The 13,834-nt window shown below is 56.4% G+C and carries 11 protein-coding genes and 3 pseudogenes; 3 read left to right on the forward strand and 11 right to left on the reverse strand.

The features are described 5' to 3' along the window. Positions 1 to 176: 176 nt before the first annotated feature. Positions 177 to 335 carry a hypothetical protein gene (locus MHK05_RS09610; RefSeq protein WP_239206360.1) on the forward strand — a complete coding sequence of 53 codons (159 nt, stop codon included), beginning with the start codon at positions 177 to 179 and terminating at the stop codon, positions 333 to 335. Between the two features lie 68 nt (positions 336 to 403). Here MHK05_RS09610 and MHK05_RS09615 read toward each other — a convergent pair. Further along, positions 404 to 562 (reverse strand): annotated as a pseudogene (locus tag MHK05_RS09615) (IS3 family transposase). Between the two features lie 354 nt (positions 563 to 916). After that, positions 917 to 2,106: pseudogene (locus MHK05_RS09620) on the reverse strand (IS3 family transposase). A 112-nt stretch (positions 2,107 to 2,218) separates the two neighbouring features. Here MHK05_RS09620 and MHK05_RS11920 point away from each other — a divergent pair. Then, entirely contained in the window at positions 2,219 to 2,329 is a 111-nt protein-coding gene (locus MHK05_RS11920; RefSeq protein WP_367403376.1) for an IS3 family transposase, read from the forward strand. Between the two features lie 52 nt (positions 2,330 to 2,381). On the opposite strand, the pseudogene MHK05_RS09625 reads toward MHK05_RS11920, so the two are convergent. From MHK05_RS09625 to MHK05_RS09650, 6 genes and pseudogenes are all read right to left on the reverse strand, one after another. Next, positions 2,382 to 3,524, reverse strand: a pseudogene (locus MHK05_RS09625) (IS1249 family transposase). Between the two features lie 429 nt (positions 3,525 to 3,953). Beyond that, positions 3,954 to 4,967 carry an alpha/beta hydrolase gene (locus tag MHK05_RS09630; RefSeq protein ID WP_239206362.1) on the reverse strand — a complete coding sequence of 338 codons (1,014 nt, stop codon included), beginning with the start codon at positions 4,965 to 4,967 and terminating at the stop codon, positions 3,954 to 3,956. Between the two features lie 137 nt (positions 4,968 to 5,104). Continuing rightward, the gene (locus MHK05_RS09635; protein WP_239206364.1) at positions 5,105 to 6,799 is read right to left on the reverse strand and encodes an arabinofuranosyltransferase AftB family protein; all 1,695 of its coding nucleotides are present in this window, start codon (positions 6,797 to 6,799) and stop codon (positions 5,105 to 5,107) included. Between the two features lie 53 nt (positions 6,800 to 6,852). After that, entirely contained in the window at positions 6,853 to 7,833 is a 981-nt protein-coding gene (locus tag MHK05_RS09640; RefSeq protein WP_023020079.1) for a decaprenyl-phosphate phosphoribosyltransferase, read from the reverse strand. Beyond that, positions 7,826 to 8,341, reverse strand: coding sequence for a phosphatase PAP2 family protein (locus MHK05_RS09645; protein WP_239206366.1), 516 nt, complete (start codon positions 8,339 to 8,341; stop codon positions 7,826 to 7,828). The genes MHK05_RS09640 and MHK05_RS09645 overlap by 8 nt, the downstream gene beginning before the upstream one ends. Then, on the reverse strand, positions 8,331 to 10,283 hold the full coding sequence (locus MHK05_RS09650) for a glycosyltransferase (protein ID WP_239206368.1): 1,953 nt from the start codon (positions 10,281 to 10,283) through the stop codon (positions 8,331 to 8,333). The genes MHK05_RS09645 and MHK05_RS09650 overlap by 11 nt, the downstream gene beginning before the upstream one ends. A 106-nt stretch (positions 10,284 to 10,389) precedes the next feature. Between MHK05_RS09650 and MHK05_RS09655 the strand changes: the two genes are divergently transcribed. Then, positions 10,390 to 11,652, forward strand: coding sequence for a hypothetical protein (locus tag MHK05_RS09655; protein ID WP_239206370.1), 1,263 nt, complete (start codon positions 10,390 to 10,392; stop codon positions 11,650 to 11,652). On the opposite strand, the gene MHK05_RS09660 is transcribed toward MHK05_RS09655, so the two are convergent. From MHK05_RS09660 to glf, 3 genes are all read right to left on the reverse strand, one after another. Further along, on the reverse strand, positions 11,649 to 12,236 hold the full coding sequence (locus tag MHK05_RS09660; protein WP_239206372.1) for a three-helix bundle dimerization domain-containing protein: 588 nt from the start codon (positions 12,234 to 12,236) through the stop codon (positions 11,649 to 11,651). The two genes, MHK05_RS09655 and MHK05_RS09660, sit on opposite strands and share 4 nt — an antisense overlap. A gap of 65 nt (positions 12,237 to 12,301) precedes the next feature. Further along, positions 12,302 to 12,502, reverse strand: coding sequence for a DEAD/DEAH box helicase (locus MHK05_RS09665; protein WP_239206374.1), 201 nt, complete (start codon positions 12,500 to 12,502; stop codon positions 12,302 to 12,304). 33 nt (positions 12,503 to 12,535) lie between these two features. After that, positions 12,536 to 13,732, reverse strand: a complete 1,197-nt coding sequence (gene glf / locus MHK05_RS09670; RefSeq protein WP_023020085.1) for a UDP-galactopyranose mutase — start codon at positions 13,730 to 13,732, stop codon at positions 12,536 to 12,538. Positions 13,733 to 13,834 lie beyond the last annotated feature (102 nt).

Consider the following 13,834-nt stretch of genomic DNA (forward strand, 5'->3'; position numbering starts at 1 on the left):
TTGCGGCTTCACGCCGGTACTCCGGCGTGTACTTCTTGCGCTGTTGATTCACAATGAACATCCTCTCCTACGGACACAAGATCCATACAAATAGGGTGTCCACTACTTGAGGGTAACCTCAAAAATTCACGTACAAAACCAGTACGCAACCATTTCACCAAACGAAAGGAAAACAAATGATTGCAGATCTCGTAACCAACGCACAAGAAGCAGCACACGCAGCCATCTCCAACGGCTGGGACATCCTCGAGCAGGCAAGCCTTTTCTTCCGCAAGCTGCCATACCTCATCCCTGACGCACTCAACGAGTTCAACCGCAACATCCTCGGCTTCTAAAACACAAGCCAAAACACCCCCGAGAACCGCGAACTGAACTAGCCCCCGAAAGTTGGACTGGTTTAATTCTAGGCGGTTAGGGGCACAAGGGTCTGGTTCCGATGTTGCATCGGGGTCAGGCCCTTGAGTCGTTTTTAGATGCGTTCGATGTTATACCATTTGATATATTCTTCGATAGCTTGAAGCTCTTCAACCGTGTCGAAGGCTTCACCGTGATTGATATCGATTCAAAGTAACCGAAGAATTTGGTCCTTGCCCCTGTTTGGTAGACGCTTAATGTCCAGCCCGGTTGGGTTGGCAAGAAAGGAAATCTACCACCATGCCTAGGTATTCCGAACAGTTCAAAGGTGATGCTGTGGCCCTCTATGAGAGTAATGGAGACTTCTCACTAACGAGCCTGCACGAAGATCATGCACGATGAAGCCGGACCCGACAAAATTAGTAATCCATTCCGATCGGGGTTGCCGCTATCGAGGTAATAGTTGGATCCAAGCCTCCCGAGACATCGGTTTTGCTCCTTCAATGTCGAAGAAACGGTGCTCAGGCCTGGCCCCCGGAAAGTAGACACGTCGGGGGGTTAGCTATGCTGCTTGGGTCAGTGTAGCTGAATTAAGCGTTTCGAAGTCATTGGGGGCTAGAAGGTTGCATCAGGAGTGCCGCCTGCGCGTGTTGTAGCGCATGCACCACAGGAAGATTTCCCGGCGGCAGCTGATTGGACTTTCAAAGAGTTTCCTATCACGCAGAACTTCACGCTTTAAAGTGGCGTTAAAGGATTCTGCTAGGGCGTTATCAGCACTGGTTCCAACTGCTCCCACGGATTGGTACACACCAAGTCGGGCGCAGTGGTCCCTAAATGCCTGTGAGGTGTACACACTGCCGTGATCGGAATGGAAAATTGCCCCTTTAAGGCTTCCGCGGACCTTTCTGGCACAAGACAAAGCTTCGATAACTAGCGATACCCGCATGTGGTCAGCAAGTGCATGACCGACAAGTTTGCGTGAGTAGACGTCAATGACCGCAGCAAGGCACATGTTCTTTTCACCCTTACACGGCAGGTACGTAATGTCGCCAACATAGGCGTGGTTCGGCCTGTCGGCGGTGAATTTACGGCCTACTAAATCTGGCATGACACGGTAACCATGCCTGCGCTTGGTGGCGATGCATCGACGCCGTTTCGTAAAGCCTTTGAAGCCCCCTAGATTTCATGATGCGTGCAACCTTCTTGTGATTGATCGGGCTGAAATCCGTATCATGGTTGAGACTTGCAGCGATGCGTTTAACACCATAAAGCCCGTGCTCATCATTGAAGATGGTCTTGATTTTTGCAGCAATAAGGGCATCGGAACACATCTTTAAACTGCGTTTTCACGGGTTCTGACCCATTTGTAGAACGAGGAGCGATTGAGCTTTAACACGTGACACATCCGTGTGAGCCGAGTACTCGGTTCGGTGGTCATAGAAAAACTGGAAGCCGATTACCAGCGTGTCTCTTTAAATAAAATGCTTCACGGCCTTGCGCGGGATATCGCGTTCTTCGCGCAACTTTGCGTTTTCCAGCTGGCGGATCCGCTGAGAATCAGTCGTCGCCTGAGCTTTATCACGCATGTTTTTCGAGCGGGCACGTTTGCCGGTGCCGTACTGCTTAAGCCAGGAATAAGGTGAAGAACGATTGATTACAAGCTCTATTGAAGCCGCGTGAAGTGGATAGGTCCTCATTGTTTTCGTAGACAGCCACAGCATCACGTTGGAACTGTTCGGAGCACCTAGGCATGGTGGTAGATTACCTTTCTTCCCAACCCAACCGAGCTCAATATCAGGTGTCTACCAAACAGGGGTCAGGTCCCTCACCCGACAATTCGGCGTGTGAGGGGTTGTCCGGCCGAATGAAAAATGCGATGTTCTATGGGCGTAAGTGGCGCCATCGTGAGGAATTAGAGAAAGCAATTCATGAATATGTCGGCTCCTACAACGACCGAAGAATCAGAGTTAAGTAGCAAAATGTGTGTCCGCTCGGCGTTTCGCGGGGCGGGTACGCGGTTGGTTACTTCATGGGCCTTTTCTGATTCCTATCGAGTGTTCATACTCGGTTGGGATAGCGTTGTCGTAGAAGGCTGGTCGGCCTGTTTCTTGGTCGGCTTTGTTGTGGTCTTCTTCGGCAAGACCGTTGACTTTGGCGAGTTGATCTTGACCAAAATTGCACTGCCTGGCGATATCTAGCGGATCGTCAGGCAGTTGCTTTTTGGTGTGGAGGTACCACTCGAGAATTTTTCGTTGGCGTTCCCCAGACCTGCCTCGATGCGCATCGGCGATGCGTTTGAGTTGGGCGCGCTGATTCCGCCTTCAAGACTGTTTGTCGTTGAAACCCAGCGTTTAAGATCAAGCGCATTCGGTGGTGGCTGCAGGTAGGTAAACAGCCAATTGTTGCGCGATAGGTGCAGCAGTGAGTTATAGGCTTTGCGCACCCGCAGATGAGTCCATTCCCACTGGTTATTGAGTGTTTGGCGCTCTTTGGGCACGGAGGTTTTCTCGTTGAGTAATGTCTTGAATGCCTGACCGAAGTCGTGTAGGCGCAGCGTCCACTCCTGTGCCTGGTCGAAAGTGGTGATACGGGTCAGTTTCAACGCCTGTGCGTAGATGCCTTTGCGGGGGTCGGTGCACGGCCGTGAGGTGGTGTAGCGGCGGATGACACGTTGCGCATGGACGAGACAACGCAGAATCATTGCGTTCGGCCAGCAGGCTTTAATCGCGGTGAGTGCGCCTTGTCCGCCGTCGAAGACAACGCAGAGCGGCTCGGCGATTTTGCGAAGTAGCTGCGTGTATGCGTGGACGGTTTCGTGTTTGGTCCAGTGCCAAGCAAGGACGTGGTCGCGGCTGGCTACCACAAGCAGGCAGCCAGCCGCCGCGTAGGTGTAGTCGATGAAGATCTGTTCGTGGACGCGCTGCGGGGCACCGTCGTTGGGGATGTCGATGAGCCAAAACGGTTCGAATCGGCGATCAAGTGTCCAACGACTCACCCTTTGTTGCTGAGCGAGTTCAGACAGCGTCGCTGTGGAGATGACATAGGACACGAAGTCTTTAAGGTCGCGGGCCTACGTGCGATCGGTGCGGGTTCGTGTCATGGCACTACCGCAGTTCGGGTCTTTGCACCGCCACCTAGTTGTGCCTTGGATGTGGTTCCATTTTCTTCATTTGCCCAGAACATACCGGGCATCGTGGTCTGCTTTTACTTACCCGGAAAGCACACCACCCCCCGACTAGCACATGCGGGTGCCAGTCCGATGGATTGAACACGAATCAGGTGGATATAAACATCGAGACCTTATACCCACCCGATTTACTCAGCCTGATCAGCAAGATTGCTGTAACTCAGACACACTTTTTGCTACTTAACCCAATAATCAAGCTTGAGTTCGACAGATTAATCATCAACCAACGCCGGCGCAAGCTGCTACTCTGAATATTCCTAAAAATGTCCGCATCCACTTTTGCTACTTTCCCCCTTTTCGAGGATGGGTCAGCGCTGATATGAAAAGTACTCGCGATGGTGCCCTTTATGGGCACCAAAACGCGGCTTCACCTAGGTTACAGATACAACACGCTAGCGAATGCAACAATGCGCTACCACGCGTTCATCACATTCAAGACCTGTGGCTTAGAACGATTGAGCTGATAACCAAACTGCTCCCAATTATGCAGCCCCTGAGCTGGATAACTTACAGTAGGATTCAATCCCTGTAGCCGAGCTGCACCTTCCCACACGTGAGTGGTTATATTAGATCCGACCTCCAAAGCCGCGCCAGCAGCTTGATGCTCCGGTAAATAGTGACTGTCGCCAGGCCCCGGAATACCAGAGGCTGATGAAATATATAGATTGGTGTTTCGCAACTGCGGAATTAACAACAGTGGGTCGTTTTGGAAACGCTTCGGATTAAATAGCGATCCGTACATTGCATTGATATTAAAGCCGCCTGCATCCAACATGGCTAGACGCATGAATGTCTGTGCACCGGGGACAGTTGTAGTCAAGAAGCCAGAGAAGGACAGCGCCTGACGAAATTGATTAGGGTGCTTCGCTGCGAGGGTTAGCGCAGCACCAGCTCCCATCGACAAACCTGCAATAGAGTTATTATTACGTGCCACGCCGAAGTTGCGCTCCAGATAGCCTGGGAGTTCGCTGGTCAGAAACGTCTCCCACTTGTAATTAACAGGATTTGACAGATCGTAGGTCGCAGGTCCCTGCCAGTCCGCGTAGAAAGAGGCGGCTCCGCCAACCGGCATCGCAAGTGTGATGTTGTGTGGTTCATAGGTCTTCGCCGCATTAACATCGTTTACCCACGCATTTGTAAGATTAGTTGCGCGCAGACCATCAAGCAGATAGAGTGCCGCATTTCCACCCCGCTTCGCCGGCTGTATCTGTACGGGAATATTACGGCCCATCGCTTGCGACCAAACGTCGCAGCGCTGGACCCACCAGGCAACCTTGTCCCACTCACACGTACCAGTGGCGTCACGGCGCAACCAGTCGCGGTTGGCGGCCTCTGCCGGCTGGGAACCCGCCACGACGGCTAGGCCCAAAGCTACGGCAACTGCCATGATGGCTGAAAGGACGCGACCCTTGATGGAAGCAGTCATCTTTCTCCTTCAAACTACTCGGTGATTGTCACTAAGTTCTATCGTCCGAACCCTGTATATCGTTAACGTCACGGATCGATAACAATGTCACAGGTTAGTGTAACTTAGGTTGGCCCTAAAGTCTGCATTTGAAGGAATTAGTGCAGGTAGTCCGAGGGATCCGAGGAGAAGGCTATGGTCCGCCCGTCTGTCAGGGAGAATTTAATATTTTTCCAGAAACGGTCCCAAGTTAAAGGATCCCTGTAGGTAGCGAAGAGTTTCTGAAAATCGGCGTCGGCAAGAGCGGCGCGAGCCTTGGCAGCCTCGTACTTATCAATCCACGCCGGAACCTCGTCAATATCGACGGCAGAGTCTGCCACCTGCCACGACGTATCCAAGCTCTTGTCGTGCCCAATGCGTCCACCCACGATGCGTGGCTGGCGCGCCGCCAAAGGATTGCTGAGTCCAATATTGTCCAGCACGCGAATATCCAGCGGTGCATTCATGGAAGAAAGGCCCAAATTGAGCAGGTAAACGGTCGGTGGGTCGGTGCGCGAGGGATCTGCGGGGGCCGCCGTCCACGAGAACCTATCTTCCCCCTTGATATAGCGGAAGGTCATGGCGTCGCCAGCCTCCAGCTCGTCGATGCCCTCTTGGTAGTCCTCCATAAACTTGGCGTCGAGGAATTCTTCGGCCCGCATGGGAGGATCCTCACGCTGGGTCGCGTTGGTCCAGAAATCGCGTTCATCCACGATGGAGATCTCGCCCTCGTAGATGCTGCGGTCCACCGGATGTCCGCGCAGAACGATAACTAGCGCCCATACCGCACAGAACACGGAGGCTATCCATGCTCGAACGCTCACCACAAAAATGGGAAGCAGTGCCGCAAAAAGTGGGAGCAAAAGCATGCGACCATGCATGAAATCTCCACCCACGCGCAGCACGTAGAGCGTGTGAATGAGCGCAGTGCCTTCAAAGAGATAAATAGCGGTGGCAGTAGAGCGCACCGCGGTGGGGCGCAGGTTTGCCTTCCATAGACCTGCCACGGCGAGCACGATAAGCGGCAGGAAGAGCCAGTATGGGCCGGCAAAATCCGCCAGGTAGGTAAACCCCTTGCCCCATTCGGAGCCAGCCGCGGACTTAGCCACAGCCGTGTGTGGGGTCAGCAGGCCGTAGTAGCCCATGCGGAAGACCTCATAAGCCAGCGGCAACGGCACCGCGACAGCGATAACTTTCCACGATCGATGAGACACGAGGAGAATGATTCCCACCAGACCGCCGTACAGGGCGAGCTCTGGGCGCACCAGCCAAGACAATCCGGCCCAGAAAGCTAGCCAGTAGGCGTCGCTATTGCTATTGGAATGGCGGGCCGGCCGCGACCAACGCAGCAACAGCGACCAGAGCACAGCTAGATAGAAAATGCAGAGGCCCCACTCCAGTCCCGAGGTGAAGAAGTCCCTGGCCGGCGGAAGGGCCAGATACACCAGCGCACCGGCCGGAAGAACAGCGCCAGAGCGAATGCTTGCCGACGCCCCCGTACCGACCACCATTGCTACTACCGCCAGGATGAGCCCCAAGTAAATGGCGATGCCTTCTAGGTTTGCGTGGGTCACCCAGCGCACCAGGAAAATGAGGTACTGCCACAGCGTGGAGGTATTGGCCTCTACGCGTTCGCCCATATTGAACACGGGCCCATTTCCGGCTTCGAGGTTGCGCACGGTGCGCAGGACAATGAGTCCGTCATCGGAAATCCAGCGGCGCGCAAAACCGCCCCACAAAGATAAAACACCGATCACAAGAACGACCGCCGGGGTACTCCAGCGGGCGATACTCTTGTGGTCGGTGTTAAGCACGGGAAGAAAGTTTATCAGCCCCGCGGAAAATTTCTATATCGATTCAGCTGTGTCTAGAACAACGGCATGATATACACCGCCATGGCGATGCAAGCGAGCCAAGCCAAAGCGAGAACCTGCAAAGTGCGGTCCTCCAGTGCAATCTCATCCGGAGCGCCACCCTGGCCGCGGTCCACATCGGCCGCATAGCGCAAGATGGCGATGGTAAACGGCACCATGGAGACTTGGTACCACACGCCACCGGTCTGGGCATCGTTAGCAAGCTCGAAGCCCCAGAGGGTGTAGCAGATAACCACCGCGGTGGCGGCTAGCGTCCACACGAAGCGCAGGTAGGTAGGTGTATAACCTTCCAGGGACTTGCGGATTTTCGCGCCGGTTTGCTCCACAAGAAGGATCTCCGAGTAGCGCTTGCCAGAGGCCATAAACAGCGAACCAAAGGCCGCCACCAGCAGGAACCACTGCGAAAGCTCGATGCCTGCAGCCACGCCACCGGCCATGGTGCGCAGCATGAAGCCGGAGGAAACTAGGGCGATATCAATCACCGGCATGTGCTTCCAACCGAAGCAATAGCCCAATTGCAACGCGATATAAATCGCCATCACGATTGCCAGCTGCGGGCCAGCGGTAGCAAGGAAGGATAGCCCGATGGACAAGCAGATGAGCACCACGGCCATTACATAGGCGAGCTTGATGGGCAGCACGCCGGAGGCAATCGGGCGGAAGCGCTTGGTCGGATGCTCCTGATCCTCGCGCCAGTCCTTCGCATCATTGATCAGGTAGATGGAGGAAGCGCCGAGGCAGAAGACGACGAAGGCCAAGAGGACATCGACAAGCACGCGGCCGTGAAATAGGGCATCGGCGCCGGCCGCGGCGGGGGCCGCCAGCACGAGGACGTTTTTGACCCACTGCTTGGGACGCAGGGCCTTAATCATGCCATCGACAAGATTCTTCGGCGGCTTGCGCTTGCGGCCGGTATCTACGCCAGAGGTGTGCGGTTCCGAATGGAAAAAGTGCTGGTTTCCATCATCACTCATGCTTCATTCCTTTCATCACGACCTCTGCGGTAGCAGCGCCGATGGCCGCACCCACTGCCGTATCTGTTGGGTAGTGCACTCCGAGCACCATACGCGATGCCATCATGACTGGCACGCCGAGAAGCGGCGCCTTGCAGCCGGTAAGGCGACTCGCCGCCACCAGGAATGCAGTAGTCGAGGTCGCGTGCGAACTGGGAAAAGATAGCTTGGAGGGAGTCTTTACCCCCACGCGCACGTACGGATAATCGGGGCGCTTGCGGCGCACGATGCGCTTGAGCACCACGCTAGCGGCGTGCGCGAGAAAAGCAGCAGCGCCCACCCGGATCCAGCCCTCGCGGCGGCGCTTGTCGACGCCCGCCCCTACCGCAGCGCTGCCCATCCAACCCAGGGCATGCTCGCCCCAGTGGCTAAGCCCGCGGGCGGTAGGAAGCACGCCGGGCACGTCAAAGGCCGCACCCTGGAGGGATTCGAGAACGCGCGATTCTGCTACGGAAACCTTATTGGGCATCGAAGACCTTCTTCCAGGACTCGCGCGAGGTTAGCTCCGGCTGCGCCGCACGGTATTCAGCGCGCAGGTCATCGAAGTTTTCCTCGATCTCCTTCAACAGCTCGCGGGTCTGCGATACGAGGTCCTTGGCTAGGTCGCGATCGCGCTTGCGGAAGGCCACGCCGGTACCACCTGCGGTGGAGACGGTGGCAGAATCCACGCGGGAAAGGGTAAACCAACGGGCCTCGTCCGGAGTGAGGTTAAGCTGTGGCGCCTCGTGGTGCGCAGCGTCTTCCTTGCTAACGAGGTGCTTGAGGCCCTTAATGGCCCACGGGATCTTCTTGATCTTGGCTAGGCGGCCGCCGATATTGCGCGTAGGCACGCCCGGCGCGCCGGTGGGAGCGGGCAGCTCATCGGCGGATTCCAAAATGACAGCATCGGAATAGTTCTTGCGAATTTGCGCGATGCGCGGCAACGAGGACTCCAGGATGTCAAAGAGATGGTCCGGCCCCGCTAGGAAGTCGCGCATAGCTTCAATCTGGATGGCCATGGTGGAGTATTCCATGCACATGGTGTGCTTGAGGGTGGACTTGAAGATGGACTTGGTAATGCCCTTGGCCGGTCCCTCGTGGTACATCGCAGCAACGATGAGGCGGTTGCGCAGGTGGAAATAGGCCTGCCAGTCAATGGCATCATCCTTATCGGCCCAAGCCATGTGCCAGATGGCGGCACCCGGCCAGGTCACCGTGGGGAATCCATTGCGCGCCGCGCGCAGGGAATACTCGGTATCGTCCCATTTAATAAAGAGCGGCAGTGGTTGACCGTTGGTTTCTGCCACGATGCGCGGGAAGAGGCACATCCACCAGCCGTTGTACTCCACGTCAACGCGGCGGTGCAGCGCGCGGGAATCGTACTTCTTCGGATCTATGTGGGTTTCGCGGGTACCTATGGCGCGCAGCGGGTACTTGGCAAAGTCGTGGTCGTAGACGGCGTGCGGTGCCGCGCCCCACATGAAATCGGCACGGTTGACGCGCTCGCCGGTGGTGCGCAGCTGGGAGCGCTCCTGCAGGTTAAGCATCTGGCCACCGACGATAATGGGCTTAGCGGCGTAACGGGCCGCTTGCACCGCGCGCAGCACGGAATCCGGCTCGATGGCGATGTCATCGTCCATATAAAGGATGAAAGGCGAATCGGTATTCTCCAGCGCCTCGTACATGATGCGGGAGTAGCCGCCGGAGCCACCCAGGTTGCCCTGACGGAACTCGCGGAAGCGCTCGCCAAAGTGAGCGACTGCCTCGTCATAGCCTGGCTCATCGGCAGGGTGCTGGTTGCCTTGGTCCGGCATGAGGACGAAGTCGATGATTTCATCGACTACTGGGTCCTCGGCCAATGCTTTAAGGGCTGCTACGGCATCGGTCGGGCGGTTAAAAGTGGGAATGCCTACCGCCACGCGCTTGTCTTGGGCCGGCTGCTCGGTGCCGTCCGGCAGCACCTGCGGGCCGGGGGCGTGGGGGGAGCACCAGGCGGCGTCGGCAAGCGTGGTGTCCTGCTCGGCGGTGATATCGAACCACAGCCAGCCGCCGTCCTCAAAGTTTTTGAGTGGCAGCTCGAACTCATGGTGGCCGGTGCTTACCAGGTGGTTGGCCACGGAAATGCGCTGGCCATCCTGCTTGGAGCGGTAGAGGGAAATATTTGCCTGGCCCTCAATGTCCAGGCTGAGGATAACGGAGCGCAGCTGGGACCAGCGGCGCCAGTAGGAGGCTGGGAAGGCGTTGAAGTAGGTTTCAAAAGAGGCTTCCTCGCCGGCCGGGATAGTAACGGACGTGCGGTTAAACCAGCTGAGGCGTTCGCGGTTTTGCTCGGCCTCGATGAGGTAGAGCATCCGCACATCAAAGGGCTCGCCGCGCTTAGGCAGCAGAATGCGCTGCAGGGGCTCATGGGCCTGGGTGTTGTTGGCAGTCACGATAACTTCGATTCTCCAAACGGTATAAACAGTAGTCAGCGATTTAGCGTAGTTGCTTTTGCATAACTACTACGGTTTACACGCGGAGCCCGTAAGATGGAACATCATGAGATGGGTTCCTTACGCGGTAGTAGTAGCTCTTTTTGCTGCAGCTGGCGCACCCGCCGCCCTCGCGAAGGACAAGCCCGCGGTGGAATTTTTGGACCACGCCCAGATTCTGAGCTCTTCGGACGAAGAGGCCGTGAAATCGCAAGCACAGTCCATGCACCTTCCAGATTCCGTGCACGAGGTTGTCTACGCCACGTATCCGAATTCGGGCGAGGATTTTTCCCGCACCCTTTTGCATGACTTGGCGCGCGAGCACCCACAATTCATCAGCAACGGTGAACTGCAGAAGAATGTACTCGTTATCGCCGTAGGCTTTGAGCCCAATAGCATGGCCGTGCGCTGTGGCGCCCAAGTGTGCCGAGACATCAAGATCTATGACGCAGGCCGCGTGGACGGCATCCTGGATCAGATGCGGCCGGCGCTGGAGGACGATGACTATACCGTCAGCATGATCTTGGCCACGCGCGCCGCCGCGGATCCGACCGTGCGCCGGCAATATGCGCAGGAGGCGCCCACGTGGTCTATGTTCATTGCCACCACGTCAGTAATCGTGGTCCTCGCCGCGGTGGGGCTCATTACTTACTTGCTCACCCGCCGCGCCCGCCTGCGCAAACGCTTTGACTATATTGCGGGAGTTCGCGATAGCGCCGAGGAGCTCATCGAGCGCACGGAGGCGCGCATTAATGCCCTGCAATCCCCCTTGGCGGGCGATTCCCTCAAGGTCCAGTGGCGTTTCCTAGTCAATCAGTACACCGATGCGCGGCCGACGCTCAAGGCCTTAGATCACGTCCAGGACTTTTCCTCGCATGCCGCCTCCATCAAGGAGTCCTATAAGGCGCTCAAGCAGATCCATACGGCCGCAGCGCAGATAGATTCCCTGGAAAAATTCTGCGATGGCGATACTGCGGTACGCGCCGGCGAGACGCAATGGCTGCTTAACGACGCCCAAACGGCCCTCTCCCGTCAACCCGACAACGCCAGCCTCCGCCAGATGACCCAGCGCATTAGTAACCTATCTCAGGACCTTTCGCGGGATGACTTTGACTTCGCCTTCGCTCGCCTCTTAGAGGACTACCACCCACTGGTGGGTGCGCTGCCAGAAAGGCTATATCCACAGCGCGACCGCCAGACTCCCCCGCTGTTGGGCACGCCGGGATGGCGCCCCGGCATGGGCACACACTATATGCCCTATAGGTTCGCGGGCTTCTGGGTGGCCAACAATAATGTCTCCTCCCAGCTGCCCAACCCGTATCGCTTTTAGACGTTGACCGGCTCAGTGACCGGATCAATGCCCAGCTTATTGAGCATGTAGAGCACGCGGGCTTCGAGGTCATCGGCCAATTCGCGCGCCTGCTCTACGGTATCCGCAGCAGGAATATCCCAGATTTTGATGTCTTTGCCTGCCTCATCGCGTTCGACCTCACGGCCTAGGAACACGATATAATCCGGCATCGCTACCGTCTGCACCTCATCAAGGTACTTATTTGGAGCCTCACCCATACCGCGCTCGTTCATGACGTGGGCGAGGTGGCCTTCTGCCTCGTTTTCCGGGTGGGCAACGGCGGTATCTACAAAGAGCGCCTCGCCGGCGTGCTTGCGGGTCAGTTCCGCCGCAGCCTGGGCCAGCGCATTATTAGTACCGGCGGCAAAGCGGATATGAAGGCGGTGAGCGCCGAAGTATTCACGCACCTCACGCTCCACCAATAGCGGCACGAATTCTTCGAGCTCAGCCTTCTTGGTGTGCTTGGCAATAACCTCATCGAGCTTGGCATCGATTTCTGCGGCGGTGTACTCGTGGCCGTAGTTTTCGTGCAGATCCTGACGCAGGGTTTCAAACTGGTTCATTGTTATCCCCTTTCTCGGATTATTGTCCCGTTTGCTAAGTGTTAACCTGGCGTTAACTTTACAGGTTAACGGTGGGTTAAGTCAAACGGTTGGGAGAAACCCAATAGTTTTCTGCACGGAAAATGCGGGAAGGCCCGCCGGGAGTTCCGGCAGGCCTTCTTGGACTGTTCCTTCTTTTTATCGGGAATGCGCGATGCACGGCTACGCAGTTTTAGATGCTCTTGCAGCCGCTCCGGCGACATTTTCCACATGCGGCGATCAGCCATACCGTCACCTCCTTCCTGTAGAGGTGATCAAGTTTAGTGGCCACGCTCCTGTTCGATAGCCTTGCCCTCGTTCCAGAATGGCGCGAGCTTATTATCAAACATGGACAGCGCGGAACCGATAGCCATGTGCATATCCAGGTACTGGTAGGTGCCCAAACGGCCGCCGAAGAGAACCCTATTGTCCTTCGATTCCTGGGCGGCGAGCTTGCGATAGGCCTCCAGCTTGGTGCGGTCTTCCGGGGTATTAATCGGGTAATACGGCTCATCGCCTTTATCGGCGAAGCGCGAGTACTCCTTCATGATGACCGTCTTGTCCTTCGGATACTTATCCTTACGCTCCGGGTGGAAGTGGCGGAATTCATGGATGCGGGTGTAGTCCACGTCCGCATCGTTGTAGTTCATCACGGGCGTGCCCTGGAAATCGCCGGTGTCCAGCACCTCCAGATCAAAGTCGAGGGTGCGCCAGCCCAGCTCGCCCTCGGCAAAATCAAAGTAGCGGTCCAATGGGCCCGTGTAGACCACGGGCGCATCCGGAGACTCAGCGCGCAGCTCCTCACGAACCTCGAACCAATCGGTATCCAAACGGACCTCAATATTGTCGTGGTCAGCCATGTTTTCTAGCCATGCCGCGTAGCCGTCAACGGGCAGACCCTCATAGGTGTCATTGAAGTAGCGATTGTTGAAGGTATAGCGCACCGGCAGACGGGTGATATTCGCGGCCGGCAGCTCCTTCGGGTCCGTCTGCCACTGCTTAGCGGTGTAATCGCGAATAAAGGCCTCATACAGCGGGCGACCGATAAGGGAGATGGCCTTTTCCTCTAGGTTTTGCGCTTCTTCCGGTGAGAACTCGCCGGCCTGATCCTTAATGAGCTGGCGGGCCTCATCCGGGGAGTAGTAGCGGCCGAAGAACTGGTTAATAAGACCCAGGCCCATCGGGAATTGGTAGGCGGTGCCATCGTGCATAGCAAAGACGCGGTGCTGGTAATCGGTGAAATCGGTGAACTTATTGCAGTAGTCCCACACGCGCTTATTAGAGGTGTGGAAGAGGTGCGCACCGTACTTGTGCACCTCGATTCCGGTGGTGGGTTCAGCCTCGGAGTAGGCATTGCCGCCGAGGTGGTTGCGGCGCTCCACAATGAGCACCTTCTTATCCAGCTGACTAGCGGCGCGCTCGGCAACCGTGAGGCCAAAAAATCCAGAGCCAACAACGATGAGGTCATAAGAAGTCATGGCCCCCAGTTTATTGCACTTCGGCAACCGACACGGCGCAACGGCGTGTCGCAACAGGTTTCACAGAAGTCACAAACGTACCATCACAATCAATTCTTAACT

The organism is Corynebacterium nasorum, from assembly GCF_022347325.1.
Lineage (GTDB): Bacteria > Actinomycetota > Actinomycetes > Mycobacteriales > Mycobacteriaceae > Corynebacterium > Corynebacterium kefirresidentii.